At 71.8% G+C, this 26,548-nt stretch carries 21 protein-coding genes and 4 pseudogenes; 5 read left to right on the plus strand and 20 right to left on the minus strand.

What is annotated here, in order from left to right:
• Positions 1-14: 14 nt before the first annotated feature.
• Both AB0I22_RS14215 and AB0I22_RS14220 read right to left on the minus strand, forming a co-directional pair.
• Positions 15-344 (minus strand): annotated as a pseudogene (locus AB0I22_RS14215) (transposase family protein); the annotation flags it as partial.
• Positions 343-429 (minus strand): annotated as a pseudogene (locus AB0I22_RS14220) (IS5/IS1182 family transposase); the annotation flags it as partial. The pseudogenes AB0I22_RS14215 and AB0I22_RS14220, both read right to left, overlap by 2 nt.
• Before the next feature lie 516 nt (positions 430-945).
• Here AB0I22_RS14220 and AB0I22_RS14225 point away from each other — a divergent pair.
• Together AB0I22_RS14225 and AB0I22_RS14230 are read left to right on the plus strand one after the other, a co-directional pair.
• Positions 946-1,440, plus strand: a pseudogene (locus AB0I22_RS14225) (PadR family transcriptional regulator); the annotation flags it as partial.
• A 73-nt stretch (positions 1,441-1,513) separates the two neighbouring features.
• Positions 1,514-1,912, plus strand: a pseudogene (locus tag AB0I22_RS14230) (ATP-binding cassette domain-containing protein); the annotation flags it as partial.
• 147 nt (positions 1,913-2,059) lie between these two features.
• On the opposite strand, the gene AB0I22_RS14235 reads toward AB0I22_RS14230, so the two are convergent.
• The 8 genes from AB0I22_RS14235 to AB0I22_RS14270 form a co-directional block, all read right to left on the minus strand.
• The gene (locus AB0I22_RS14235; RefSeq protein WP_363131028.1) at positions 2,060-3,403 is read right to left on the minus strand and encodes a TRAM domain-containing protein; all 1,344 of its coding nucleotides are present in this window, start codon (positions 3,401-3,403) and stop codon (positions 2,060-2,062) included.
• An 88-nt stretch (positions 3,404-3,491) separates the two neighbouring features.
• Positions 3,492-5,543, minus strand: coding sequence for an APC family permease (locus tag AB0I22_RS14240; RefSeq protein WP_363131029.1), 2,052 nt, complete (start codon positions 5,541-5,543; stop codon positions 3,492-3,494).
• A 313-nt stretch (positions 5,544-5,856) separates the two neighbouring features.
• Positions 5,857-7,008 (minus strand): cytochrome P450, encoded by a 1,152-nt coding sequence (locus tag AB0I22_RS14245; RefSeq protein WP_363131030.1) that lies wholly within the window; start codon positions 7,006-7,008, stop codon positions 5,857-5,859.
• A complete protein-coding gene (locus tag AB0I22_RS14250; protein ID WP_363131131.1) occupies positions 6,972-8,321 on the minus strand; it encodes a cytochrome P450 in 1,350 nt (449 codons plus the stop codon). The genes AB0I22_RS14245 and AB0I22_RS14250 overlap by 37 nt, the downstream gene beginning before the upstream one ends.
• Positions 8,322-8,419: 98 nt before the next feature.
• On the minus strand, positions 8,420-9,022 hold the full coding sequence (locus AB0I22_RS14255) for an ATP/GTP-binding protein (protein ID WP_363131031.1): 603 nt from the start codon (positions 9,020-9,022) through the stop codon (positions 8,420-8,422).
• Entirely contained in the window at positions 9,000-9,368 is a 369-nt protein-coding gene (locus AB0I22_RS14260; RefSeq protein ID WP_363131032.1) for a DUF742 domain-containing protein, read from the minus strand. Before AB0I22_RS14260 ends, AB0I22_RS14255 begins: the two co-directional genes overlap by 23 nt.
• Complete coding sequence (locus AB0I22_RS14265; RefSeq protein ID WP_363131033.1) at positions 9,365-9,793, minus strand: roadblock/LC7 domain-containing protein; 429 nt, start codon at positions 9,791-9,793, stop codon at positions 9,365-9,367. Before AB0I22_RS14265 ends, AB0I22_RS14260 begins: the two co-directional genes overlap by 4 nt.
• Positions 9,790-11,199 carry an ATP-binding protein gene (locus AB0I22_RS14270; RefSeq protein ID WP_363131034.1) on the minus strand — a complete coding sequence of 470 codons (1,410 nt, stop codon included), beginning with the start codon at positions 11,197-11,199 and terminating at the stop codon, positions 9,790-9,792. The genes AB0I22_RS14265 and AB0I22_RS14270 overlap by 4 nt, the downstream gene beginning before the upstream one ends.
• Before the next feature lie 290 nt (positions 11,200-11,489).
• Between AB0I22_RS14270 and AB0I22_RS14275 the strand changes: the two genes are divergently transcribed.
• A complete protein-coding gene (locus AB0I22_RS14275; protein WP_363131035.1) occupies positions 11,490-12,158 on the plus strand; it encodes a TrkA family potassium uptake protein in 669 nt (222 codons plus the stop codon).
• Between the two features lie 85 nt (positions 12,159-12,243).
• Complete coding sequence (locus AB0I22_RS14280; RefSeq protein WP_030884277.1) at positions 12,244-12,921, plus strand: TrkA family potassium uptake protein; 678 nt, start codon at positions 12,244-12,246, stop codon at positions 12,919-12,921.
• Between the two features lie 174 nt (positions 12,922-13,095).
• Here AB0I22_RS14280 and AB0I22_RS14285 read toward each other — a convergent pair whose 3' ends face one another.
• The 4 genes from AB0I22_RS14285 to AB0I22_RS14300 form a co-directional block, all read right to left on the minus strand.
• The gene (locus tag AB0I22_RS14285; protein WP_363131132.1) at positions 13,096-13,821 is read right to left on the minus strand and encodes a DUF3159 domain-containing protein; all 726 of its coding nucleotides are present in this window, start codon (positions 13,819-13,821) and stop codon (positions 13,096-13,098) included.
• A gap of 93 nt (positions 13,822-13,914) precedes the next feature.
• On the minus strand, positions 13,915-14,313 hold the full coding sequence (locus tag AB0I22_RS14290) for an OB-fold nucleic acid binding domain-containing protein (protein WP_363131036.1): 399 nt from the start codon (positions 14,311-14,313) through the stop codon (positions 13,915-13,917).
• Positions 14,314-14,355: 42 nt separating this feature from the next.
• A complete protein-coding gene (locus AB0I22_RS14295) occupies positions 14,356-15,039 on the minus strand; it encodes a response regulator (RefSeq protein WP_363131037.1) in 684 nt (227 codons plus the stop codon).
• A gap of 43 nt (positions 15,040-15,082) precedes the next feature.
• Complete coding sequence (locus AB0I22_RS14300) at positions 15,083-17,629, minus strand: sensor histidine kinase KdpD (protein ID WP_363131038.1); 2,547 nt, start codon at positions 17,627-17,629, stop codon at positions 15,083-15,085.
• Positions 17,630-17,923: 294 nt separating this feature from the next.
• On the opposite strand from AB0I22_RS14300, the gene AB0I22_RS14305 reads away from it, so the two are divergent.
• A complete protein-coding gene (locus tag AB0I22_RS14305; protein ID WP_363131039.1) occupies positions 17,924-18,457 on the plus strand; it encodes a GNAT family N-acetyltransferase in 534 nt (177 codons plus the stop codon).
• A 229-nt stretch (positions 18,458-18,686) separates the two neighbouring features.
• On the opposite strand, the gene AB0I22_RS14310 is transcribed toward AB0I22_RS14305, so the two are convergent.
• The 6 genes from AB0I22_RS14310 to AB0I22_RS14335 form a co-directional block, all read right to left on the minus strand.
• Entirely contained in the window at positions 18,687-20,612 is a 1,926-nt protein-coding gene (locus AB0I22_RS14310; RefSeq protein WP_363131133.1) for an NAD-binding protein, read from the minus strand.
• A 249-nt stretch (positions 20,613-20,861) separates the two neighbouring features.
• Positions 20,862-21,509: a potassium-transporting ATPase subunit KdpC gene (gene kdpC, locus AB0I22_RS14315; protein ID WP_363131040.1), complete on the minus strand. Its 648-nt coding sequence runs from the start codon at positions 21,507-21,509 to the stop codon at positions 20,862-20,864.
• A gap of 4 nt (positions 21,510-21,513) precedes the next feature.
• On the minus strand, positions 21,514-23,640 hold the full coding sequence (gene kdpB, locus AB0I22_RS14320) for a potassium-transporting ATPase subunit KdpB (protein ID WP_363131041.1): 2,127 nt from the start codon (positions 23,638-23,640) through the stop codon (positions 21,514-21,516).
• A gap of 29 nt (positions 23,641-23,669) precedes the next feature.
• Positions 23,670-25,361 carry a potassium-transporting ATPase subunit KdpA gene (gene kdpA, locus AB0I22_RS14325; RefSeq protein ID WP_363131042.1) on the minus strand — a complete coding sequence of 564 codons (1,692 nt, stop codon included), beginning with the start codon at positions 25,359-25,361 and terminating at the stop codon, positions 23,670-23,672.
• Positions 25,362-25,369: 8 nt separating this feature from the next.
• Positions 25,370-25,459 carry a K(+)-transporting ATPase subunit F gene (gene kdpF / locus AB0I22_RS14330; protein WP_037965490.1) on the minus strand — a complete coding sequence of 30 codons (90 nt, stop codon included), beginning with the start codon at positions 25,457-25,459 and terminating at the stop codon, positions 25,370-25,372.
• 323 nt (positions 25,460-25,782) lie between these two features.
• Positions 25,783-26,547, minus strand: coding sequence for a DUF3710 domain-containing protein (locus AB0I22_RS14335; protein ID WP_363131043.1), 765 nt, complete (start codon positions 26,545-26,547; stop codon positions 25,783-25,785).
• Position 26,548 lies beyond the last annotated feature (1 nt).

Here is a 26,548-nt window from a genome sequence, read left to right on the forward strand (position 1 = left end):
AGCCTCTTCCAACCTCATGCTGGCGTGTGGTGCAGGACGAGGAAGGCTTTCACGATGTTGGTGATGCGGTTGGTGCTGCAGCGGAGTTTCCGCAGGAGCCGCCAGCCCTTGAGGGCGAGCATGGCCTGCTCGCCAAGACAACGGATCTTGGCGTGGGTTGTGTTGTGGCGGCGCTTCCACTGCTTGAGGCGGCGGCCCCGAAACGGGACCCGGACGGGTCTGCCGGCTCCTTGATACGCCTTGTCCGCCCAGCACTTGAGGCCCGCTGCGGCGAGGTCGTCGATGATCCCGTGCTGCCGGGCGGCGGTCGGGTCGTGGGTTGAGCCGGGTAAAGCCGGTGGGGAGCAAGTCCCGGTCCTCCAGCGGCACCTTCCACGGCCGGCCTCGCCGGACCGCGCCTACTCCCTCACGACGCAACGCGGTCACCAGCGCCAGGAACGCGCCGGTCTCCCCCGCCGTCATCTCGTCGCGCATCAGCGCCTCGAAGAGCTCCCCGCGCCGGTCCTGGACGGCCGAGGCGTAGTCCGAGCGGTCCATGGGACGCCGGTCCCGGCTGGGGTCCTCCATCTCCACGACGCGGTACGGGCCCTGCGCATGCTCCTGGAGCATGCGGTGGCGTAGGCCGGTCAGCGCGGACTTGTCCGGTCCCTCGCCGACGATGAAGAAGACATCGGCCCCGCGGATGGCCTTGACCGCTCCGAGGATCAGGTGGTCCGGGTCCCCCGCTCCGGTGCCGATGACGAGTACGCGGCGCTGCTCCGTGCTCATGTGCAGCAGTCTCGCAGGCCCAAAGGCGATCGCACCGGCCCGCCCGCCCTGCGGTCACGTACTCCCAGGGCCGTCCCGTCCTCGCCGGCCGACCGTCACCGTCTCCTCGTGATCCCAGCCCGGTTCGGGCCAACTCGCCCGTTGATGCGACTAGATACTGAGTGTAGACACCAAGGTATGACCGTTCCTCTGGCACTCCTCGGACTCCTGGAACGGGAGTCGAGCCACGGCTACGACCTCAAGCGCGACTACGACGCCTACTTCGGCCGGGGCAAACCGCTGCCCGCCGGCCAGGTCTACTCGACCCTGGGCCGCCTCGCCCGTGACGGAAAGATCGAGGCCGGTGAGACCGAGCCCGGGTCGGGGCCGGACCGCAAGCGCTACGTGATCACCGAGCTGGGGGTCACGCAGGTCGAGAGCTGGCTGACCGAGCCGGTCACGGGTGAACCGCACCTGCAGACGGTGCTGTTCACCAAGGTCGTACTGGCGGTGCTGCTCGAACGCGACCCTCGCGTGTACCTCGACATCCAGCGCGCTGCCCATATGGAGCGGATGCGGGAGCTGACCGAACTGCGCCGGACCGGCATCGCGATCGACTCGCTCCTCGCCGACCACGGCGTGTTCCACCTGGAGGCCGATCTGCGATGGATGGACCAGACCGTGGCACGGCTCGCCGCCCTGACAGCGGAGGTGTGTTTACGAGTTCGTACGACGACTCCTTCCTCGTGGAAGCACGGAGCGCCCCGTGCTCTCATTCGGTCAGACGCCCGCGCTCCGGGGCGCGAACCTCTCCGCCCGTGCCGGCGAGATCCTCGCCGTCACCGGCCCGAGCGGCTCCGGCAAGTCCACGTTGCTGCACTGCCTGGCCGGGATCCTCGTACCCGACTCCGGCGAGATCTGGTTCGACGGCCGCCGCGTCGACACCCGGCGCGAACCCGAGCGCAGCGCGCCGCGCCGAGACCGCTTCGGTTTCGTCTTCCAGTTCGGTCAGCTCGTCCCCGAGCTGACCGCCGAGGAGAACGTCGCCTTGCCGCTGCTGCTCGCCAAGTCCCGCAGGGCGAGCGCGCTGGCCGAGGCCCGGCCGTGGTTCGGGCGGCTCGGCCTGGACGGTCTCGAGGGGCGGCGGTCCGGCGAACTCTCCGGCACCCCTACCCCGCGGACTCCTCCATCAGGCCAGCTGACCAGCGACGCAACACACCTGACACCCCATCAGGACAAGCGTCATATGAGCGCCGAGACATCGCCCGTAACGCCCGCCCCGCACATCACGCGCAGCCCAAGAACCCTCAGGTCAGGCGTCCTTCGCCACAGGCTTCAGAATCGCCACGCACTCCACATGGTGCGTCATCGGAAAGAGGTCGAAAGCCCGCAGCGTGACCGGCCGGTATCCCTCCTCAGCGAAGTAGGCCAAGTCCCGGGCCAGGGCCGCCGGGTCGCAGGCGACGTAGGCGATACGGCGGGCTCCCAGCGATGAGAGGTGCTGGACGGTCTGTTTGCCGGCGCCGGCGCGCGGGGGGTCGAGGACGATGAGGTCGGCCTCTTCGATCTTCGTGCGGGGGAGGACCTGTTCGACCTTGCCGTGTTCGATGCGGACGCGGTCGAGGTCCTGGAGGTTGTGGCGGGCGTCTTCGACGGCGCGTTTGCCGGATTCGATGCCCAGGACGGCGCCCTTGTCGCCGATGCGCTCCGCGAGGGCGCCCGCGAAGAGGCCCACGCCGCAGTAGAGGTCGAGGGCCATGTCGCCCTTGCGCGGCATCAGGCCCTGCATGACGGCCTTGACCAGCGTGTCGGCGGCCTGGGGGTGGACCTGCCAGAAACCGCCTTCGCCTACGCGGTAGGTGCGGTCGTCGGCGCGTTCGCGTACGAAGGGGCGGCCGTGGACGCGGTGGACGGCCTTGTCGCGTTCGCCTACGCGCAGGACCGAGACGGGCTTGTCCAGTTCGACGATGGGGAGGCGGCCGCCGGGCTTCGGGGTGAGGATGACCTGGCGGTCGGCGGAGCCGGTGGCCGCGATGGCCTCGACCGAGGCGATCTGGGGCCACTCGCGCTTCTCGATGCCGAGTTCCGTGACGGCGGGCGCGGCGATGAGGCAGCGGTCGATGATCTCGACCTCGTGCGAGCGGTGCTTGCGCAGGCCCGCGCGGCCCTCGGCGTCCACCGCGTACTGCACGCGGGTGCGCCACGCCGGGACCTCGCCCGCCGGGAGCTTGTCGCCCTCCGCCGGCATGACCGTGCCGTCCCAGCCCGCCTCCTCGGGGGTCAGGCCCGCGAGCCGCGTCAGCTGTTCGGCGATGACCTCGCCCTTGAGGCGGCGCTGCGCGCCCGGCTTGGCGTGCTGCCAGTCGCAGCCGCCGCACTTGCCCGGGCCGGAGAACGGGCACGGCGCCTCCACCCGGTCCTTCGACGGGTCGAGGATCTCCACGGCGTCCGCGCGCAGGAAGCGGGACGTCTCCTCGCCGTCCGTGACCCGGGCCTTCACCCGCTCCCCCGGCAGCGCGTGCCGTACGAACAGCACCCTTCCCCCGGCCGTACGCGCGACGCAGTGCCCGCCGTGCGCGACCGGCCCCACCTCGACCTCGTACTCCTCGCCCACCAGCGATTCGGCTACCTGCGATGCTTCGGTCTCTTGCGGCATGGCGAATTGCTCCTGAGCTGGGGTGGGGCGAGGTGGGTGGGGCGTACGCGCTGCGCAGCAGCCCACCAGTCTACGTGCCGGCGCGCCCCTACTTCTTCGTCCCCGCCTTCTCCCGCTTCGGCTGCGTCACCGGGCCCCGGCGCACGGACCCCGGCGCGTTCCACTCCGCCCGCCTGCGCGCCCGCTTCTTCGCCGCCTCCGAGGAGTCGAGCTGCCAGGGCACCGAGGTGACCATCACCCCGGGCGTGAAGAGCAGCCGCCCCTTGAGGCGCAGCGCGCTCTGGTTGTGCAGCAGGTGCTCGTACCAGTGGCCGACCACGTACTCCGGGATGTAGACGCTGACCGCGTCGCGCGGGCTCTCCTTTCGCAGGCTCTTGACGTAGTCGATGATCGGCCGGGTGATCTCGCGGTAGGGCGAGTCGAGGACCTTGAGCGGTACGTCCATGCCGCGCCGCGACCACTCCTCCTGGAGCGCCTTGGTCTCGGCGGCGTCGACGCTGATGCTCAGCGCTTCGAGCGAGTCGGAGCGCATGAGCTTGGCGTACGCGAGGGCGCGCAGCGTCGGCTTGTGGACCTTGGACACGAGGACGATGGAGTGCACGCGGGACGGGCGGACCATCTCGTCGTCCGGGTCGTCCTCGACCGCGATCTCCTCGGCGACCCGGTCGTAGTGCTTGCGGATCGCGGTCATCGTGGCGTAGAAGATCACCATTCCGAGCAGGGCGACCCACGCGCCGTGCGTGAACTTCGTCAGCAGCACGACGACCAGGACCAGGCCGGTCAGGAACGCGCCGAAGGTGTTGATCGCGCGGGAGCGGACCATGTGGCGGCGCTTGGCCGGGTCGGCCTCGGTGCGCAGATGGCGGTTCCAGTGCCGCACCATGCCGATCTGGCTGAGGGTGAAGGACACGAAGACGCCGACGATGTAGAGCTGGATCAGCCGGGTCGAGTCGGCGCCGTAGATGTACGTGAGCACGGCGGCGGCGCCGGCCAGCAGCACGATGCCGTTGGAGAAGGCGAGCCGGTCGCCCCGCGTGTGCAGCTGGCGCGGCAGGTAGCGGTCCTGGGCGAGGATCGAGCCGAGCAGCGGGAAGCCGTTGTACGCGGTGTTGGCGGCCAGGAACAGGACGAGCGCGGTGGCGGCGGCCAGGATGACGAACAGCAGCGAGCCGTGGCCGAAGACCGCCTCGGCGACCTGCGAGATGACGGGGTTCTGGGTGTAGCCGGAGCCGACGGGCTTGCCGTTGCTGAGCAGGTCGGTGGCCGGGTGCTCCGCCATCCGCACCTTGGTGGTCATGGCCAGCGCGATGATGCCGCAGAACATGGTGACGGCGAGTCCGCCCATCAGCGCCAGCGTGGACGCCGCGTTCTTGCTCTTCGGCTTGCGGAACGCGGGCACGCCGTTGCTGATGGCCTCGACGCCCGTGAGCGCCGCGCAGCCCGAGGAGAAGGCGCGCAGCAGCAGGAAGATCAGGGCGAAGCCGGCCAGGCCCTGGTGTTCGGCGTGGATGGTGTAGTCGGCGGTGGGCGCCTTCATGGTGTCGCCGAGGAAGAGGCCGCGGACGACGCCCCACAGGATCATCAGGAAGACGCCGCCCACGAAGACGTAGGTGGGGATGGCGAAGAGCTTCCCGGACTCCTTGACGCCGCGCAGGTTCATCACCGTGAGCAGCACGATGACGGTGATCGCGCAGAGCGTCTTGTGCTCGGCGACGAAGGGGATGGCGGAGCCGAGGTTCTCGATGCCGGAGGCGATGGAGACCGCGACGGTCAGCACGTAGTCGACGAGCAGGGCGCTGGCGACGGTGAGTCCGGCCTTGGCGCCGAGGTTGGTGGTGGCGACCTCGTAGTCGCCGCCGCCGCTCGGGTAGGCGTGCACGTTCTGGCGGTACGAGGCGACCACCGTGAACATCAGCACGACGACCGCGACGGCGATCCACGGGCTGAAGTGGTAGGCCGACACGCCCGCCACGGACAGCACGAGGAGCACTTCGCCCGGCGCGTACGCCACGGAGGACAGCGGGTCGGAGGCGAAGACGGGGAGCGCGACGCGCTTGGGGAGGAGTGTCTCCCCCAGCTTGTCGCTGCGCAGCGCTCGGCCGATGAGGATCCGTTTCGGCACGTCGGTCAGTTTGGACACGCAGAGGATCGTAAGCGCTGGCGAATACGGTCGCCCACCCGCCACCCATGGGCTGTCCCGCCCGGATCGGTTCCGGTGGCAGCACGAGGGCGGTCGGGGGTCGGCCGGGGGTCGCTCGGGCGGCGCTCATGGGCTCTCGCGCGCCCCGTACGTCCCGGACGCACACCCGCCCCTGCCGCCACGCCTCAGACGCGCACCCGCCCGTACGCCCCGGAACGGGCCCGCCCCTCCGCCCCGGAACGGGCCTGCCCCGCCCCGGAACACACCGCGGGCCCAGCCGTCCTGCCGGCCGGGCCCGCGTGCGCACCGCGACTCAGACAGCCACCGTCGCGTGCAGTCGCGCCGGCAGGCTGCGGTGCCCGTTGGAGATGAACGACTCCACCGGCCGCAGCCCCTCCGGCGGGGAGGCGAGGGCGAGGTCGGGGAAGCGCTCGAAGAGCGCGGGCAGCGCGATCTCGGCCTCCAGCCGGGCCAGCGGCGCGCCGAGGCAGAAGTGGACGCCGTGGCCGAAGGCGAGGTGCTCCTTGTTGGCGCGGGTGAGGTCGAAGCGGTCGGCGTCCGCGCCGTGCTGCTTCGGGTCGCGGCCGGCCGCGGCGTAGGCGGCGACGATGGCGTCGCCCTTGTGGAGGGTGATGCCGCCGTCCAGTTCGATGTCCTCGACGGCGTAGCGCAGCGGCAGGTTGGCGACGGGCGCCTCGACGCGCAGCGCCTCCTCGATCACGTCGCCCCAGCCGGCCTTGGACTCGCGGATGAGGGCGAGCTGGTCGGGGTGGGTGAGCAGCAGGTGGATGGCGTTGTCGAGGAGGTTGACGGTGGTCTCGTGGCCGGCGCTGATGACCAGCAGCAGGGTGTCGACGAGCTCCTGCTCGCTGAGGCCCGCGCCGTCGTCCTCGTCGCGTGCGGCGATCAGCACGCTGGCCATGTCGTCGCCGGGCTGCTCGCGCTTCTCCGCCACGAGGGCGCCGAGGATCTCGTAGATCCGGGTGTACGTGGCGGTGACCTCGGCCGGGTCGGCGGAGGTGTGGAAGACGGAGTCGACGCACTCGCGCAGGCCCTCGCGGGTGGCCTCGTCCTCGATGCCGAACAGGTCGCAGATGACCTGGATGGGGATCGGGTAGGCGTAGCCCTCCCGGAGGTCCACGGTCTCGCCGCGCGGGGTCGCGGCGAGCCGGTCGAGCAGACCGCTGACGATCTCCTCGATGCGGGGGCGCAGGGCCGCGGTGCGGCGGGCGGTGAACGCCTTGGCGACGAGCTTGCGCAGCCGCCGGTGGTCGCTGCCGTAGGCGGTGAACATGTTCTGCACCGCGACCCAGGTGAACAGCGGCCACTCGGGGGATATCTCACCGTTGATCCACGCGGGCCAGTGCTGCCGGGGGTCCTTGGAGATCCGCGGGTCGGTGAGGAGCTGCTTGAGCAGGGCCGGGCTGCTTACTGCCCACGCCACCACGCCGTCAGGGAGCTCCACACGCGCCGCGGGCCCCTGCTCGCGGATTCGGGCGGCTTCGGCGTGGATGTCGTGGCCGGCGGGGTCGATTGCGACTGGGCAGGTCTGACGTTCCATCGGCTGTCTCCAGGTGTCTCGTCGAACTGGTCGCGTACCGGGGCGGGCATGGGCACCGGTACCGGGGGAAACCGCACGGGGAGCGCGGTGAGGGCGCGGTGGAAGGGGCCGGGCCGCCAGACGAGCCGGTCGGCGGGGACGGCGAGTTCGAGGTCGGGGATGCGGTCGAGGAGCTTCTCGACGGCGACGGCGGCGATCAGCCGGGCGGAGTCCTTGGCCGGGCAGGTGTGCGGGCCGGCGCTCCACGCGAGGTGGGCGCGGTTGCCGCCGCGCTGGTCGGACAGGAGGCCCGGGTCGTTGTTGGCGGCGGCGTAGCTGATGACGACGGGCTCGCCCTCGCGCAGCCGGACGCCGCCGAAGTCGAGGTCGTGCACGGGGTAGTGGACGCCGTAGTTGGCCATCGGCGGGTCGAGCCAGAGCACCTCGTCGAGGGCGTCCTCGACGGGCATGGCGCCGCCGGAGAGGTCGCCCGCGAACCGGTCGTCGGAGAGCAGCAGCCGCAGCCCGTTGGCGATGAGGTTCTGCTGGGGCTCGGTGCCCGCGCCCATCAGCACGACGAGCTGGTGGATCATTTCCTCGTCGCTGAGGTTCGCGGGGTGGGCGAGCAGCCAGGAGGTGACGTCCGCGCCGGGCTGCTCGCGCTTGAGGCCGATGAGCTCGATGAAGCTCTGGGTGGCCTGGGCGTTGGCGCGCTCGGCGTCGACCCCGTCGAAGATCGCGGACATGGCGCCGACGAGCCGCTCGCCGATGGCGGGCGGGCAGCCGAAGAGCTGGTTGAAGACCAGCAGCGGCAGGACCTTGGCGTACGAGCCGAGGAGGTCGGCCTCGCCGTACGGGGAGAACCGGTCGATGAGCGTGTCGGAGCTGCGCTCGACGTAGCCGCGCAGGGCGGTGGGGTCGACCCGGCCGAGGCTGTCGGTGACGGCCTGGCGGAGCCGGCGGTGGGCCTCGCCGTCGGAGAAGAGGCAGTTGGGCCGGTAGCCCATCATCGGCACGACGGGGTTGTCGGGGCCGACCCGGCCGTCGGCGAGGGCGCGCCAGCGGCGGGCGTCCTTGGCGAACTTCTCGGGGCTGCGCAGCACTTCGAGCGCGGCGCGGTAGTCGGTGACCAGGGTGGCGTGCACGCCGGGCGACAGCTCGACGGGGGCGGTCGGCCCGTACCGGCGCAGCCGCTCGTAGAACGCGGTCGGGTCGGCGGCGAAGTCGGGCCCGTACATCGGGGTGGGTCCCGGCTGGGCGAGCCCGGGGAGCGGGCCGCCGCCGGCGTGGGCGGGGCAGCCCGGCGGCGGGGTGGCGCCGGTGTCGGGGCTGTAGGTCACGCGTACTCCTGGGCGGTACGGGTCTGCAAGTACTCGACGAGGGATATGAGCGCGCGGGTGGAGGAGATCCGGTCCCGGGCGTCGCAGGTGATCAGGGGGGTCTCGGGGAGCAGGTCGAGGGCCTCGCGGATCTCCTCCTCCGGGTAGGCGGGCGCGCCGTCGAAGTGGTTGACGGCCACGGCGTAGGGCAGGCCGTGCTCCTCCAGCAGCCCCATGACGTCGAAGGACTGCTCCAGGCGGCGGGTGTCGGCGAGGACGAGCGCGCCGAGGGCGCCTCGGGTCATGTCCTGCCAGAGCCGGGTGAAGCGCTTCTGTCCGGGCGCGCCGAAGAGGTAGAGGACGAGGCTGTCGCTGAGCGTGAGGCGGCCGAAGTCCATGGCGACCGTGGTGGTGGTCTTGGACTCGGTGCCGGCGAGGTCGTCGAGGTGCGCCCCGGCCTGGGTCATCGTCTCCTCGGTGCGCAGCGGCCGGATCTCGGAGAGCGCGCCGACGAACGTGGTCTTGCCGACCGCGAAGTGCCCCACGACCAGGAGCTTCGCGGCGGTGCGGACGCTCTGCCGCAGATAGACGTCTCCGTCAGAGGCGAGCGCGGAGTCCATCGAGCACCTCCTGAAGGAGCTGGGCCTCGGGCAGTTGGGCCGAGGGGATGGGGGACCTGGTGGTGATATGCCCGCTGTCCACGAGGTCACCGAGCAGCACCTTGACGACGCTGACGGGCAGCATCAGGTGGCCGGAGACCTCGGCGACCGACAGGGCGCCGCCGAGGCAGAGGTCCATGAGTCTGCGCTTCTCGGGGCTGAGGCCGCCGAGCGGCCGGTCGCCCTGCGCCATGACCAGCGTGACGAGGTCGAAGGTGTTGCGGGTCGGGTAGGCGCGGCCGTCCGTGACGACGTACGGCCGCACCAGCCCTTTGTCGCGTCCTGGGCCGCGCCGGGGCGGGGTCATGCCGGGCTGCCGGTACCCAGCCAGGGGGCGTCCTGCCGGGGCGGACTGGTGAGTTCCTTGCCGAGCCGGTCGACCAGCTTCTGCATGCGGTAGGTGACGGCCTCCATGTCGACCTCGTCGGTGGCGGAGACCGCGAGGTACGCGCCGGGGCCGGCGGCGATCAGGAAGACGTAGCCGTGCGCGAACTCGACGAGCGTCTGCCGCCAGGGGCTCTCCTCGTGCGAGCAGAACTCGCCGGTGGAGCGGCTGATCGACTGGAGGCCGGAGAGTCCGGCGGCCTGCCGCTCGGCCTCGTCGCGCCCGATGCCCTGGGAGTGGGCGCGGAGCATGCCGTCGGCGGAGAGCAGGATCGCGTGCCGGGCCTCCGGCATCTTCACGACCTCGTCGAGCATCCAGCCCAGCTCGTTGTTCATGTGGTCGTTCACGCGTGGGGGTTCCCTTCGTCTTCGGTGGCGTCGGCGGCGCTGCGGCCGAACCTCGTGCCGCGGGCGAACGCGCCCATGCGGCGGGCGGTCTCCTCCGCGGTCCGTTCCTGCGGGGGTTCCGCGACGGGGGCCTCGCCGTATCCGGCGCCGGGCCCGTCCGGCTGCTGGGGTCCGTCCGGCCGCGGGGGCGCGGCCTGTCTGCGGCGCCGCTTGGGCAGGCCGCCCGCGGTGGCTCCGTGGACCGCGCCGGGCGGCCCGGAGTGGGAGGCGTACGGGGCCTGGGCCGGGGCCTGGCGCTCGTACGGGTCCGGGAGCTCGTCCGCCGCGGGCGCCGGGGCCGGTGCGCGCCGGGGCGGGCGCTGCTGCGCGGGCGGCGGGGCGGGCGCGGCGGCGGCCGGCGCGTCCGCGTCGAGGTGGGTCAGCAGGGCGCTGGGCAGGAAGAGCACCGCCCGTACGCCGCCGTAGGGCGACCGGGTGTCGACGGAGACGCTGAAGCCGTAGCGGGCGGCGAGGACGCCGATGGCGGCGAAGCCGAACTGCGGCGGGTCGCCGAGCCGGGAGACGTCCGCGACGCGCTCGCCGCCGAGCAGGGCCGCGGCCTGCTGCACCTCGTGGCCGTCCATGCCGACGCCGGCGTCGTCGATGACGATGCAGGCGCCGTTGTGCACCGGCTGGAGGCTGACCTCGACGGTGGTGTTGGGCTGCGAGTGGCGGGCCGCGTTGTCGAGCAGCTCGGCGACGGCCAGCACGACGGGCTCCACGGCCCGGCTGACGACGGCGATGTCGGCCTGACTGTGGACCTGGACGCGGCGGTAGTCGCGGATGCGGGACTTCGCGCCGCGGACCACGTCGGTCATGGCGGAGGCGGCGCGCTGGCGGCCGGGCCAGGAGCCGCAGAGCACGGCGATGGCCTGGGCGCGGCGGCCGAACTGGGAGTTGGCGTGGTCGATCTCCAGCAGGTCGCTGAGCACGTCGGGGTTGTCGTGCCGGTCCTGCATGTCGGAGATGGACAGCTGCTGCTCGTGGGCGAGCCCCTGGAGGGCGCGCATCGACGCCTTCAGGGCCGCCTTGGCCGACTGTTCGGCGCGCGCGTTGGCCTTGTCCCCGGCCCGGTGGAAGAGGTCCATCACGGTCTGCAGGCTGTGCGCGTACGCGGTGCCGGTGAGCCGCTGGTCGAGCAGGCCGGGCGGGGGCACCGGCTGGTTCGCGGAGTCCTCGATCGCGGGGATCCGGACCGTGGCCAGGTGGTGCATCTCCTCGTCCCGCGCCCGCAGGCTGCTCTCCAGAGCAGCGGCGCGCTTTCGGGCGCCCGCGGTGATCTGCCGTTGGCGCACCAGCAGGACGAGAGTCACCGCCAGGGCGGCCGCCAGGCACCAGATCACCGCCGCCGGTATGTGATCAGTCATCAATTCCTCAGGGGCAAAGGGGGCATGAGCGAGTGGAGAGACGGGTCGGCGTCCCGGCGCCCGCCCGCAAGCGGAACGCGGTGATCATCCTAACCACCCCCGTGACCGTGCGTCCGAGTCTCGTCACAACGTTTGGATGGCGGCAGCGGCCGCGATCCCAGGTAGCGTGGTCGCCGAAACGGCACGGCCGACCGGCACTGCCCCGTGGTGGCCCCGGCAGGGGCTCGGAAGGATGATGAACGATGGCTGCCCACATCACAGCACTCAGGGAAGGTGCGAGGTAAGGGCGTATGCACATCGTCATCATGGGCTGCGGCCGCGTGGGCTCCGCCCTCGCACAGACCCTTGAACAGCAGGGGCACACCGTCGCGGTGGTCGACCAGGACCCGACGGCGTTCCGGCGGCTGGGGGCCGGCTTCGGCGGGCGCCGGGTGACCGGCATCGGCTTCGACCAGGACACCCTGCGCGAGGCGGGCATCGAGGAGGCCGGGGCCTTCGCCGCGGTCTCCAGCGGCGACAACTCCAACATCATCGCGGCCCGGGTGGCGCGCGAGATGTTCTCCGTCGAGAACGTCGCGGCCCGTATCTACGACCCGCGCCGCGCCGAGGTCTACCAGCGCCTGGGCATCCCGACCGTGGCCACCGTGCGGTGGACCGCCGACCAGATGCTGCGCCGGCTGCTGCCGTCCGGCGCGGAGCCGCTGTGGCGGGACCCCAGCGGCGGCGTGCAGCTCGCGGAGGTGCCCACCTCCGACGCATGGGTGGGCCACAAGGTCAGCAGGCTCCAGGAGGAGACCGGGGTGCGCGTCGCGTTCATCACCCGGCTGGGCGAGGCGATCCTGCCGACCTCGCAGACGGTCCTCCAGGAGGGCGACCTGGTGCACGTGATGATGCGCACCGACGAGGTCGGGCAGGTCGAGGCGGCGTTCTCCGACGGCCCCGAGGAGGGCCAGCGGTGAGCGGCGTGCACGACGCGGCCGCCGGGCCGCAGAACGCCGGCGCGTGCCCGCGCCGGACGCGCCCACAAGCGAACGGAGAGGTGCTGTGAGGGTCGCTATTGCCGGTGCCGGAGCGGTGGGCCGCTCCATCGCGGGCGAGCTGCTGGAGAACGGGCACGAGGTGCTGCTCATCGACAAGACGCCGACCGCCATCTCGGTGGAGCGGGTGCCGCAGGCGGAGTGGCTGCTGGCCGACGCGTGCGAGATCACCTCGCTGGACGAGGCGGCGTTGCAGCGCTGCAATGTGGTGATCGCGGCGACCGGCGACGACAAGGTGAACCTGGTCGTCTCGCTGCTCGCCAAGACGGAGTACGGGGTTCCGCGCGTCGTGGCGCGCGTGAACAACCCGAAGAACGAGTGGCTGTTCAACGAGTCCTGGGGCGTCGACGTCGCCGTCTCCACCCCGCGGCTGATGTCCGCGCTGGTCGAGGAGGCCGTGAGCGTCGGCGACCTGGTGCGGCTGATGCGCTTCAGCCAGGGCGACGCCAACCTCGTCGAGCTGACGCTGCCGCCCGAGGCCGCGCTGGCCGGCACCCGCGTCGGTGACGTGGACTGGCCGGAGGACACCTCCCTGGTCACCATCATCCGCGGCAACCGGGTGCTCACGCCGAGCCAGGAGGACGCGCTGGAGGCCGGCGACGAGCTCCTCTTCGTGGCCGCGCCCGCGCGCGAGGAGCAGCTGGAGGACCTGCTGTCGGTCCGCAGGGAGGACGCTTCGGCCTGAGGGCCGGGCCCGTGCCCGTACAGCCGCGACGGCTCTGAGGGTCGGGGCGGCCCCTGCCCGTACGGCCGCTACGGCGCCCCTGCGCCCGTACGCGCCTCTGCCCGTACCAAAGTCTGTGCCCCCGGAAACCACGCGGTTTCCGGGGGCACAGGTCGTGTACGAGGCGTACGGGCCTCAGCGCCGGTGGCGCGCCTGGCCCGGCTGCCGGGGCTCGGCCCCGGTCGTCACGACGGCGTCGCGCGCGACACCGTCGGCGGGGGCCGCCCCGTTCTTCGCCGCGCGCTCCGCGGTCTCCTCGGCCTCCATCTCCGCGATCACGTCGATCGGCGGCGGCGCCTTGGCGAGGAAGATCCACGTCAGATAGACGCAGAGCAGGAACGGCGGGATGCCCAGCGCCACCTTGACCCAGCCCAGCTGCGTGGCGTCGCCCCACCAGTACAGCGGGAAGAGCACCGCCGACTTGGCGAACAGGATGAGGCCCCACGCCCAGGTGGACTTCGTGTACGCGCGGAAGCGCCCCGGGTTGCGGGTGCGCCAGGAGAGGTTCTCCTTGAGCATCGGGCCGAGCAGCACCCCGATGAGCGGGAACCGGCAGAGCGCCGAGACGATGTACGCGACGGCCAGGCCCAGGGTGTAGAGCATGCCCGGCAGGTAGAAGTTCTTGGCGTCGCCGGACATCATCGCGAAGATCGCGCCGAAGGCGACCCCGAAGACGCCGCTGAGCGCGTGCTTGAGGGTCTGCCGCCGCACCAGGCGGGCCACGGCGAGCACCGCGGTGAGCGCCAGGGACGCGATGGCGGCGGTGTGGATGTCGCGGTTGATCGTGTAGATCAGCACGAAGACCAGGCCGGGCACGGTGGTGTCCACCATGCCCCATACGCCGCCGAACGCCTCCAGCAGCGCGGTGTCGGCCGCCGCTTTGCCGGGCGCCGCCGGGTCGTGCGCGCCGGGGTCCTGATCGGTGGTGGTCGGCTTGTCGGTAGACGGCACCGGCTACTCCTGTCCGAGCGGTCGGAGTTCGTATTTGGGGTTGAAGAGCACCCGGCGTCCGTGGCTCATGGCGATGCGGCCGGAGGCGATCAGTTTGCGGCCGGGTTCGATCCCGACGATGGACCGGCGGCCCAGCCACACCACGTCGAGCGCGGCGGATCCGTCGAACAGCTCGGCCTCCAGCGCGGGCACGCCCGCCCGGGGCCGCAGCGTGACCGTCCGGAGAGTGCCCGTGACCTTGACTATCTGGCGGTCGTCGCAGTCGCAGATCCGGGTGCAGCCGGCGGACTGGGTGTCCTGCTGCAGCTCGGCGGAGTGCAGCTCCTCCTGTGAGGTGGACAGCCGGTCCAGCATCCGGCGGAAGCGGCCGGTCGGCTTCTCGGTTCGGGGTACGGCACTCATGCAGCCAGCGTACCGGGGGCAGCCCAGGTGAACGCCCCGCAATCACTGCTCGAAGCGGTATCCCATGCCGGGCTCGGTGACGAAGTGCTTGGGATGCGACGGATCGGCCTCCAGCTTGCGGCGCAGCTGCGCCATATAGACCCGCAGATAGTTGGTCTCGGTGCCGTAGGAGGGGCCCCAGACCTCCTGGAGCAGCTGCTTCTGGCTGACCAGCCGGCCGGTGTTGCGGACCAGCACCTCCAGCAGGTGCCACTCGGTGGGCGTCAGCCGTACGTCCCGGCCGCCGCGGTTGACCTTCTTGGCGGCCAGGTCGACGGTGAAGCCGTCGGTCTCGACGACGACGGCGTCGTCGGGGGTGCCGGCGGGCTCGGCGCGGCGTACGGCGGCGCGCAGCCGGGCGAGCAGCTCGTCCATGCCGAAGGGCTTGGTGACGTAGTCGTCGGCGCCGGCGTCCAGTGCCTCGACCTTCTCGTCCGAGGTCTGGCGGGCGGAGAGGACCAGGATGGGGACGCGGGTCCAGCCGCGCAGACCCCGGATGACCTCGACGCCGTCCATGTCGGGCAGGCCGAGATCGAGGATGATCACGTCGGGGTGGCGGGCGGCGGCGAGCTGGAGGGCGGTCGCGCCGTCGGGGGCCGCGTCCACGTCGTACTTCCGCGCCTTCAGATTGATCACGAGGGCGCGGACGATCTGCGGCTCGTCGTCCACCACGAGCACCCGGTTCATTCGGTGGCCCGCCTTTCTGGGGTTGTCCTGTCGGTGTCAGGGTTCATGAGATGGCCTGGGCCGGGAGGTCCGGGCGTACGGGCGGGCGGCCCGGCGCGGCCCGCAGGGTGAGCACCATGGTCATGCCGCCGCCGGGGGTGTCCTCCGCGGTCAGCGTGCCGCCCATGGCCTCGGCGAAGCCGCGGGCTACCGCGAGGCCGAGGCCGACGCCCGCGCCGCGTGGTGCGTCGCCATAGCGCTGGAACGGCTCGAAGATGCGGTCCTTGGCGCTGTCGGGGACGCCGGGGCCGCGGTCGGCGACGCGCACCTCGACCCGTTCGCCGAGCGCGCTGGCGGCCACCAGGACGGGCGCGTCGTCGGGGCTGTACTTGACGGCGTTCTCGACGAGGTTGGCGACGCTGCGCTCCAGCAGGCCGGGGTCGACGGCGACCATCGGCAGCGTCTCGGGGATGTCGAGGGTGACGCTGCCCTCCGGCACGCCGCCGAGTGCCATCGGGACCACCTCGTCGAGGTCGATCTCGCGGATCAGCGGGGTGACGGTGCCGGTCTGGAGCCGGGACATGTCCAGGAGGTTGCCGACGAGGTGGTCGAGGCGGTCGGCGCCGTCCTCGATGCCCGCGAGCAGCTCCGCCTCGTCCTCGTCGGACCAGGCGACGTCGTCGGAGCGGAGCGAGGTGACGGCGGCCTTGATGCCGGCCAGCGGGGTGCGCAGGTCGTGGCTGACGGCGGCGAGCAGGGCGGTGCGGATGCGGTTGCCCTCGGCGAGCTCCTGGGCGCGTTCGGCCTCGCCGACGAGCCGCTGCCGGTCGAGTACGACCGCGGCCTGGGCGGCGAAGGCGGCGAGCACCCGGCGGTCCTCGGCGGGCAGCACCCGGCCGGAGAGGGCGAGCGCCATGTGGTCGCCGACGGGCATGTCGACGTCCGCCTCCTCGGGCCGGGTCAGCGTCCGGGGGCCGACGCTGCCCGCGCAGGTCCAGGGCTCGACGTCGCCGGCCCGTTCCAGCAGCGCCACGGACTCCATCGCGAAGGTCTCGCGGACCCGTTCCAGCAGGGCGTCCAGGCTGGTCTCGCCGCGCAGCACGCTGCCCGCGAGGAAGGAGAGGATCTCGGACTCGGCGCGCAGCCGGGCGGCCTGGTGCGTACGGCGGGCGGCGACGTCCACGACGGAGGCCACCGACACGGCCACCGCGAAGAAGATCACGATGGCGACGAGGTTCTGCGGGTCCTGGACGGTGAGGTTGTGGGTGGGCGGCGTGAAGTAGAAGTTGAGCAGCAGCGAGCCGACGGCCGCGGAGGCGAGGGAGGGCAACAGCCCGCCGAGGAGCGCGGCGACGACGGTCAGGAAGAGGAAGAGCAGCACGTCGTTGGCGAGCCCCGGGCCGTCGTCGTCCAGCTGGGTGAGGAAGAGCGAGAGCAGGATCGGGGCGATGACGCCGGCGCACCAGCCCGCGACGATGCGGGGGCGGCCGAGCCGGGTGCCGCGCGCCACCGGCAGGCCGCGGCCCTTGGCGACCTCCTCGTGGGTGACGATGTGCACGTCGAGGTCGGGGCCGGAGTCGCGGGCGACGGTCTGGCCGACGCCGGGGCCGAAGATGTACTGCCAGGTCTTGCGGCGGCTGGAGCCGAGCACGATCTGGGTGGCGTTGACGCCGCGCGCGAATTCGAGGAGCGAGCTGGGTATGTCGTCGCCGATGACGTGGTGGAACGTGCCGCCGAGGTCCTCGACCAGGGTGCGCTGGACGGCCAGCTCCTTGGGCGAGGCGGAGGTCAGTCCGTCGCTGCGGGCGATGTAGACGGCGAGGATCTCGCTGCCGGAGCCCTTGGCGGCCATCCGGGCGGCGCGGCGGATGAGGGTACGGCCCTCGGGGCCGCCGGTGAGGCCGACGACGATGCGCTCGCGGGCCTGCCAGATGGTGGAGACGCTGTGCTCGGTGCGGTACTGGCGCAGGTATTCGTCGACGCGGTCGGCGGTCCACAGCAGGGCCAGCTCGCGCAGCGCGGTGAGGTTGCCGGGCCGGAAGTAGTTGGAGAGGGCCGCGTCGACCTTGGCGGACTTGTATATGTTGCCGTGCGCCATGCGGCGGCGCAGCGCCTGCGGCGACATGTCGACCAGCTCGATCTGGTCGGCGCGGCGCACGACCTCGTCGGGCACGGCCTCGCGCTGGCGCACGCCGGTGATGGACTCGACGACGTCGCCGAGCGATTCGAGGTGCTGGATGTTGACGGCGGAGATGACGTCGATGCCCGCCTGGAGCAGCTCCTCCACGTCCTGCCAGCGCTTGGTGTTGCGGGAGCCGGGGACGTTGGTGTGGGCGAGTTCGTCGACGAGGGCGACGGCGGGGCGCCGGGCGATGACCGCGTCGACGTCCATCTCGGGGAAGACGGTCCCCCGGTATTCGAGTTCGCGGCGGGGCACTTCCTCCAGGCCGTGCAGCATGACCTCGGTGCGCGGGCGGTCATGGCACTCGACGAAGCCGACGGCGACGTCGGTGCCGCGCTCCATGCGGCGGTGCGCCTCCGACAGCATCGAGTACGTCTTCCCGACCCCCGGTGCCGCCCCCAGATAGATCCGAAGCTTGCCGCGTCCCATGGCCCCATCTTCTGTCCCGGGCCGACTCTGCGCCCTGTTTATCTCCACGCACTGTCGACCTTACGGCCAAGGATTCGGACAAATGGCCTGGGGGACGGTGTCCGGCCGGGTATTGACGCAGCTCTGACGCCTGTCGCCGCGGGGCGCGGCGGGGACGCGGCCATGGGTCACGCCGGGATCGTGCCGCACGTTCTGCCGGGGGCTCCGCCAAGGGCTCTGGCAGGGGGCTCGCCGCGGGTCCTGCCGCGGATAATTCGGCTGCCCCCGCCGCCCGGCGCTGCCAGGATGCCCCGTATGGCTGACGTACGTACCGCGCATACGGCGGATCTGGACCCGGCGACGCTGAAGGCCGCACGGGCCCTTCTCGACGACGCCTTCGACGGGGACATGTCGGACGAGGACTGGGACCACACGCTCGGCGGCATGCATGTGCTGCTGTGGGAGGACGGGGAGCTGATCGGGCACGGGGCGGTGGTCCGCCGGCAGTTCCTGCACGCGGGCCGGGCTGTGCGCGCCGGATACGTGGAGGGCGTGGGCGTACGGGCGGACCGGCGCGGCCGGGGGCACGGCTCCGCGCTGATGGACGAGGCGGAACGGCTGCTGCGCGGCGGCTACGAACTGGGGGCGCTGTCGGCCTCCGACGAGGCGGTCGGCTTCTACGCGGGGCGCGGCTGGCAGCTCTGGCAGGGCACCACGTCGGTGCTCGGGCCGACGGGCATCGAGCGGCTGCCGGACGAGGAGGGCGGCGTCTTCGTGCTGCCGGTGAGCGCGGAACTGTCGCCGGACGGCGACCTGGCGTGCGACTGGCGGTCGGGGGACGCCTGGTAGCGGGGGCGGTACGGGCGCGGGCCGGGGGTACAGCACTCCCCCGGTGTCGGCGGATGAGGCCGGGAGCGCCCCCAGACCAGTGGTGCCGGGCCCGGCCGCAGCCACGCCCGCCGGGTCGGGGTACGGGCCGGGGCGCCGCCCAGACCCGTAGCCAGCCCTGCGTCAGCCTCGACGGTACGGCCGGGTACGGGCCGGGAGCGCCCCCAGACCGGTGGTGCCGGGCCCGGCCTCACCCCCGCCCGGCGTCGGCGGTGCGGCCGCCTGCCGGGTCGGGGTGCGGGGCACGGTCCCGGCGGCTGAGCAGGTCCGCCAGGCCCTGGCGGGTGGCGGCCAGGACGACGCGGTCCTCCGCGCTCAGCACGTAGTCGGCGGACAGGTCCCAGTCCAGACCGGGACGGCGCTCGCCGTCCCTCGGCGGCGGGGCCTCCGCCAGGTCGTCGAGGCGTTCGCCGGGGGCGGTCGTGTCCAGGGCCAGCACTCGCCAGGCGCCGGGCCGGAACGCCTGGGCGACGGTGAGGCCCGCCAGTTCCGGGTGGGCCTTGACGTCGAGGGCGACGAAGAGGAGGACCTTGCGTTCGACGGGGATCGCGCCCAGCATCCGGCGGCCCATCATCGCCCCGGCGAAGGCGGGCGCGGCGAGCGAGGAGACGCTGCGGCTGCGCGTCAGCGCCTGCGGGTGCGAGTCGCGCAGGGTGCGGTAGACGGCGGCGGCGAACCGGTCCTCGTACAGCCGCATCACGGCCCGTACGTCGGGCTTGCAGGCGCGGGCGGACAGCACGGCTTCCAGGTTGGTGGTGTCGCTGCTGGTCAGGGCCAGTACGGCTAGGCTGGCGCCGATCTTCGCGGCCTCCAGTACGCCCTCCTCCGTCACGTCGCCGATCACGGTCGGCACGCGCAGGTTCCGGGCGAGGGCGATGCCGCGCGCCTGCGGGTCCTGTTCGACGCACACCACGGGGATGTCGAGTTCGCGCAGCCGGGCCAGTACGCGCGTACCGACCTTCCCGAGTCCGAGCAGCACCACGTGGCCGGAGAGCCCGCGCGGCGGGCGGCGCAGCGTGGACGCGGTGCGGAAGGTGCCGAGGCCCTCCAGGGCGGCGGCGACCAGCAGCGGGAGCAGCAGCAGTCCGGTGAGCCCGGAGAGGAGCTGGAGGAGCTGGCGGCCGAGGGGTTCGCCGATCGCCGGGTCGTCGATGGCGAACAGGTCGAGCAGCGAAAGGTACGCGGCGTGCGCCGGGTCCTCGTCGGTGACCAGCCAGGAGGCGACGGCCAACGCGCCGACGGCGGCCGCGAGGCCGGCGAGCGACCAGCGGAGCCGGCGCGAGAAGAACGAGCCGAGCGGCAGGGCGCGGGCGGCGAACCGGGACGGCGGGAGCGCCGGTCCCATGTGCGTGACCGTCTCCAGCACCATCGTGCCGCGGCCGGCCGCCCGCGCCACCTCGTCATCGTCGGGCAGCAGCAGCGGTTCGTCGGCGCTTGGGTCGCCGTCCGAGGAGCCGTCGCGCGGGGCCGAGAGGACGGCGAGGGCGCACAGGGCGCGTTCGCGGCCTCCTCCCCCGCCGGGCGGACGTTCGGCGGCGCGCAGGAGCGCGCCGCCGGCGGGGATGACCTTGCTGCTGCCCGCGATGGCCGCGGCGACCAGCGCGGGGGCGGCGGTGTCGGCGTCGGACAGCACGGTGGTGGACGCGTCGGTGGCCTCGGGGTCGAGGTCGGGGGCGGAGACCAGGGCGGCCTGGTCGAGGAGTTTCTCCAGGTGCTGGCCGAGCCGCCGGTTGTAGAGCCGGATGACCAGCCGCAGCCGGGGGTTGAGGCGCCGGGCCCGCAAGGCGGCGTGGATGTTGGTCTCGTCGTCGTCATAGACGAGCGCCAGCGCCTCGGCGTACTGCACCCCGGCCTCGATGAGCGCCTCGTCGTCGGGCTCGGCGGCCTCGACGATCCGTACGGGCTGCGCGGGCGCACCGCCGGCCGCGGCCGGCCCCCTGCCGCCCACCGCCCCGGTCACCCGCCCGAACAGCGCCGCCGCCCGCCCCGCCATGGCGGAGGGCTGACGGCGGTCCGTACGGGCTCCCGGCAACAGTGCGGTGACGCGCTCGCTGTAGACGCCGGAGAGCTCGGCGGCGAGCCGGTGCACCAATCCGTCGTCGCCGCAGACCACCATGTGCGGGGCGGCCGCGGGCTGTTGGGACTGCTGAGGTAGAGGAGACACCCGTCAAGGGTGCCTTGCGGACACCCTCGACGGACCCTTGGAGCAGCGACCGTTCGCCGCACCGGGCCGACTGATCCCAGTACCTGACGGTGTGTCCGTACGCACCGCCGACTCTCGCGACGTGCCGCGCCCGCACCAGTCGAGGACGACGGTTGGTGCGGCACGGCACGCCGTTCGGAGCCGCGATGACTGCCTGACGCCTCAGTTCTTCGCGAGCTTCTGGAGAGCGATGTTGAGTTCCAGGACGTTGACGCGCGGGTCGCCGAGGAAGCCCGCGATGCGGCCCTCGGTGTGGTCCTCGACCAGTTCGGCGACCTTGGCCTCCGGCAGGTGGTTGGCCTTGGCCACGCGCTGGGTCTGGAGTTCGGCGTAGGCCGGGGAGATGTCCGGGTCGAGGCCGGAGGCGGAGGCGGTCAGGGCGTCCGGGGGGATGGCGGACGGGGAGACGCCGTTGAACTCGGCGATGTCCGTGCGGCGCTGCTGCACCGAGGTGAGCAGGACCTTGCTGTCGGCGGCCAGGTTGGAGGCGCCGGAGACGGTGAGGTGGTACTGGGTGTTCTCGGTGTTGGGGCCCGCTGCCGAGGGGCGGGACTGGAAGTACTTCGGGTCGGGCAGCGGGTTGCCGGCCTTGTCCTTCTTGTCGAGCGTGTAGGTCTGGCCCAGGAGGGAGGAGCCGGCGGGCTTGCCGTCGGACTTCACCTCGGAGCCGTTCGCCTTGGAGTGGAAGGCCGTCTGGGCGATGCCGGTGACGACCAGCGGGTAGATCACGCCGCAGACCAGGGTGAGGACGAGCATGGCGCGCAGGCCCGCCCCCAGCAGCCGGACCGTGCCGCGTACGGAGTTGTTCATGACGTCACCCGATGCCAGGAATGAGGGAGATGAGCAGGTCGATGATCTTGATGCCGATGAACGGGGCGACGAGCCCGCCCAGCCCGTACAGGCCGAGGTTGCGGCGGAGCATGGAGTCGGCGCTCATGGGGCGGTAGCGGACGCCCTTGAGGGCGAGCGGCACCAGCGCCACGATGATCAGCGCGTTGAAGACGACCGCCGAGAGGATCGCGGACTGCGGCGAGTGCAGGCTCATGATGTTGAGCTTGTCGAGGCCGGGGTAGGCCACCGCGAACATCGCCGGGATGATCGCGAAGTACTTCGCGACGTCGTTGGCGATCGAGAAGGTCGTCAGCGCGCCACGGGTGATCAGGAGCTGCTTGCCGATCTCGACGATCTCGATGAGCTTGGTCGGGTTGGAGTCCAGGTCCACCATGTTCCCGGCCTCCTTGGCGGCCGAGGTGCCGGTGTTCATGGCCACGCCGACGTCGGCCTGGGCCAGCGCGGGGGCGTCGTTGGTGCCGTCGCCGGTCATCGCGACGAGCTTGCCGCCCGCCTGCTCCCGCTTGATCAGCGCCATCTTGTCCTCGGGCGTGGCCTCCGCGAGGAAGTCGTCGACGCCGGCCTCCTCGGCGATCGCCTTGGCCGTCAGCGGGTTGTCGCCCGTGATCATGATGGTCTTGATGCCCATCCGACGCAGCTCGTCGAACCGTTCCCGCATGCCCTCCTTGACGACGTCCTTGAGGTGGATGACGCCCAGGATCCGGGCCCCGTCCGCGTCTTCGAGGGCGACCAGCAGCGGTGTGCCGCCCGCCGCGGAGATCGTCTCGGTGAGCTGCCGCGCGTCGTCGGCGACCCGGCCGCCGCGCTCCTGGACCCACGCGATGATCGAACCGGAGGCGCCCTTGCGGACCTTGCGGGCCGCCCCGTTCTCTTCGAGGTCGACGCCCGACATCCGGGTCTGCGCCGTGAACGGCACCCACTCCGCGTGCTCCAGTTCGCCTTCGTGGCGCTCCCGGAGCCCGTACTCCTCCTTGGCGAGTACGACGATCGAGCGGCCCTCCGGCGTCTCGTCGGCGAGCGAGGAGAGCTGGGCGGCGTCGGCGACCTCGGCCGCCGTGGCGCCCTTGACCGGTACGAACTCGGCGGCCTGCCGGTTGCCGAGGGTGATGGTCCCGGTCTTGTCGAGCAGCAGGGTGGAGACGTCGCCCGCGGCCTCGACCGCGCGGCCGGACATCGCCAGCACATTGCGCTGCACGAGCCGGTCCATGCCCGCGATGCCGATCGCGGAGAGCAGCGCGCCGATGGTGGTCGGGATGAGGCAGACCAGCAGGGCGGCGAGCACGATCATCGTCTGCTCGGCCTTGGCGTAGATCGCGAAGGGCTGGAGGGTGACGACGGCGAGCAGGAAGACGATGGTGAGCGAGGCGAGCAGGATGTTGAGCGCGATCTCGTTCGGCGTCTTCTGCCGGGCCGCGCCCTCGACCAGGTTGATCATGCGGTCGATGAAGGTCTCGCCCGGCTTCGTCGTGATCTTGATGACCACGCGGTCGGAGAGCACCTTGGTGCCGCCGGTGACCGCGGACCGGTCGCCGCCGGACTCGCGGATGACCGGCGCCGACTCGCCCGTGATGGCGGACTCGTCGACGGACGCGACGCCCTCGACGACGTCGCCGTCGCCGGGGATGATGTCGCCGGCCTCGCAGACGACGAGGTCGCCGACGCGCAGTTCCGTGCCGGGCACCCGCTCCTCGCTCCGGTCGGCGCCGGAGCCGTTCAGGCGCCGCGCGACCGTATCCGTCTTGGCCTTGCGCAGGGTGTCCGCCTGCGCCTTGCCGCGGCCCTCGGCGACGGCCTCCGCCAGGTTGGCGAACAGGACGGTCAGCCACAGCCAGACGGTGATCGCCCAGCCGAACCAGTCGCCCGGGTCCTTGACGGCGAGGACGGTGGTGACCACCGAGCCCACCTCGACCACGAACATCACCGGGGACTTGATCATCACCCGCGGATGGAGCTTGCGGCACGCGTCCGGGAACGACTTCAGCAGCGCCTTCGGGTCGAAGATGCCGCCGGAGACGCGGCCCTGCTCCGCCTCCGCCGAGTGCTGCGCCGCGCCCCCTTCGGGCGTGCGTACGGGTGTCGCAGTGGACATGGGGTCCTCAACAGAAGTGTCTACGCGGCTCATGACAGTCCCTCCGCCATCGGCCCGAGGGCCAGCGCCGGGAAGTAGGTGAGACCGGTGATGATCAGGATCACGCCGACCAGCAGCCCCGCGAAGAGCGGCTTGTGGGTGCGCAGGGTGCCGGCCGTCTCGGGCACCGGCCGCTGCTCGGCGAGCGAGCCGGCCAGGGCCAGTACGAACACCATCGGCAGGAAGCGGCCGAGCAGCATCGCGAGGCCGATCGTGGTGTTGTACCAGGGCGTGTTGGCGTTGAGGCCGGCGAAGGCGGAGCCGTTGTTGTTGGCGCCGGAGGTGAAGGCGTACAGCACCTCGGAGAAGCCGTGCGCGCCGCTGCCGTGCACCGAGTTGGTGGCGGTGTTCAGGATGGAGTCCGGCGGTCCGGCGAGCGCCATCGACAGGGCGGTGAAGCCCAGTACCAGGGTCGGCGTGATGAGGATGTAGCACGCGGCCAGCTTGATCTCGCGGGTGCCGATCTTCTTGCCGAGGTACTCGGGCGTGCGGCCGACCATGAGCCCCGCGATGAACACCGCGATGATCGCCATCACGAGGATGCCGTACAGGCCGGAGCCGACGCCGCCTGGCGCGATCTCGCCGAGCATCATGCCGAGCAGGGTGAGGCCGCCGCCGAAGCCGGTGTACGAGGAGTGGAAGGAGTCCACCGCGCCGGTCGACGTCAGCGTCGTGGCGACCGCGAAGATCGACGAGCCGCCGACGCCGAACCGCTGCTCCTTGCCCTCCATCGCGCCGCCCGCGGCCTGGAGGGCCGGGCCGCCGTGGTGGAACTCGGTCCACATCATCAGCGCCGTGAAGCCGATCCAGATCAGCCCCATGGTGGCGAGGATCGCGTAGCCCTGCCGGACGTTCCCGACGAGCTTGCCGAAAGTGCGGGTGAGCGCGAACGGGATCACCAGGATCAGGAACGGCTCGAAGAGGTTGGAGAGGCCGTTGGGGTTCTCGAAGGGGTGGGCGGAGTTGGCGTTGAAGTAGCCGCCGCCGTTGGTGCCGAGCTCCTTGATGACCTCCTGCGAGGCCACGGCGCCGCCGTTGACCTGCTGGCCGCCGCCGGTGAGCTGGCCGATCTCATGGATGCCCGCGAAGTTCTGGATGGCGCCGCACGCGACGAGCACGAGCGCGCCGAGGACCGCGATGGGGATCAGGATGCGGACGGTGCCGCGCACCAGGTCGGCCCAGAAGTTGCCGAGGTTCCCGGTGCGGGATCGCGCGAAGCCCCGTACGAGCGCGATGGCCACCGCGATGCCGACGGCCGCGGAGACGAAGTTCTGCACCGCGAGGCCGAGCGTCTGGACGGCGTGGCCCATGGCCTGCTCGCCCGAGTACGACTGCCAGTTGGTGTTGGCGACGAAGGACGCGGCGGTGTTGAACGCCTGGTCCGGGCTGATCGCGTGGAAGCCGAGCGAGAGGCCCTTGGGCAGCACGCCCTGGGCCCGCTGGAGCAGGTAGAGGAGGAGCAGGCCGGCGGCGGAGAAGGCGAGGACGCCGCGCAGATACGCGGGCCAGCGCATTTCGGCCGCGGGGTTGGCGCCGATGCAGCGGTAGATCCACTTCTCGACGCGCAGATGCTTGTTGGAGCTGTACACGGCGGCCATGTAGTCGCCGAGCGGACGGTAGACCAGGGCCAGCGCCACGAGCAGCGCGAGCAGCTGGAGGACTCCGGCGAGGACGGGGCTCATATCTGTGCTCAGAACCTCTCCGGGAAAACGAGGGCTATGACGAGGTAGCCCAGCAGGGCGACGGCCACGACGAGGCCGACGATGTTCTCGGCGGTCACAGCTTCGTCACCCCCTTGGCGACGAGTGCCACCAGCGCGAAGACCGCGATCGTGGTGACGACGAAGGCCACGTCGGCCATCGTGTGCTCCTAGAGGTTCGGATATGAACGGACCTCTGAAGGAAACCTCCGTTTCGCGCACCCGAATGACCCGTTGACGCCTCCCTTACGGCCATTAGCGCCTCGTTGACGTAATTCATACGCAGACGTCTCAGACCTGCGAAAACGCCGATGGGCCGGTCCCCTCGAAAGGGAATCCGACCCATCGGAACGTTCAAATCCGGCCGCTGGACAGTCCGTGGACCGTCCCGATACGACCGTTGATCAGCGCACTTCGGAGATCTCCGGACCGCGCTGGAGGCGGTCCACGCCGCCCGCGAAGCGCGAGCCCTCGGCCTCCTCCTGCTGCACGCCGTCGGGCATCATCTGGGCGTCGTCCGGGAGTTTCAGGACGATCGGGTCCCGCGGCGCCATCGGGGAGTCGCCGCGCACCACGACCGTGTCCTGGAAGATCTGCTCCAGCAGCCCCGCGGTGTCGGGCTGGACCGCGCCCTGGCCCGAGATCACCCCGCGCAGGAACCAGCGCGGCCCGTCGACGCCGACGAAGCGCACCAGCTGCACCCCGTTGGTGCCGTCCGGCAGCTGTACGGGCACCTGGGCCCGCAGCTCCCAGCCGAGCGGCCCCTCGACCTCGTCCACGACACCGCCCTGCTGGGTGATGCCGCCCGCGATCTCGTCCCGCACCTCGCGCCAGATGCCCTCGCGCTTGGGGGCGGCGAACGCCTGGAGCTGCACGGCGCTGTCCCGCAGCACCAGGGTCGCGGCGACGATGGCGTCGCCCGCGACCTCCACCCGCAGCTCCATGCCCTCGACCCCGGGCACGAAGATCCCGCCCAGGTCCACCCGGCCCTCGCCGGGCTCCCGGACCTCGCTGATGTCCCAGGGACCGTCGGGGCGCGGCCCCGGCGGCAGGTTCGCCGGGGCCTCGTCCGTACCGGACTCCCCGTCCTGCGCCAGCTCCTCGGAGGTCACGCCGTCGTCGAGCTGGTCGACGGTCTCCTCGCTGCCCTTGCGGCGACGACCGAACACG

The sequence above is a fragment of the Streptomyces sp. NPDC050610 genome, from assembly GCF_040654875.1.
GTDB lineage: Bacteria > Actinomycetota > Actinomycetes > Streptomycetales > Streptomycetaceae > Streptomyces.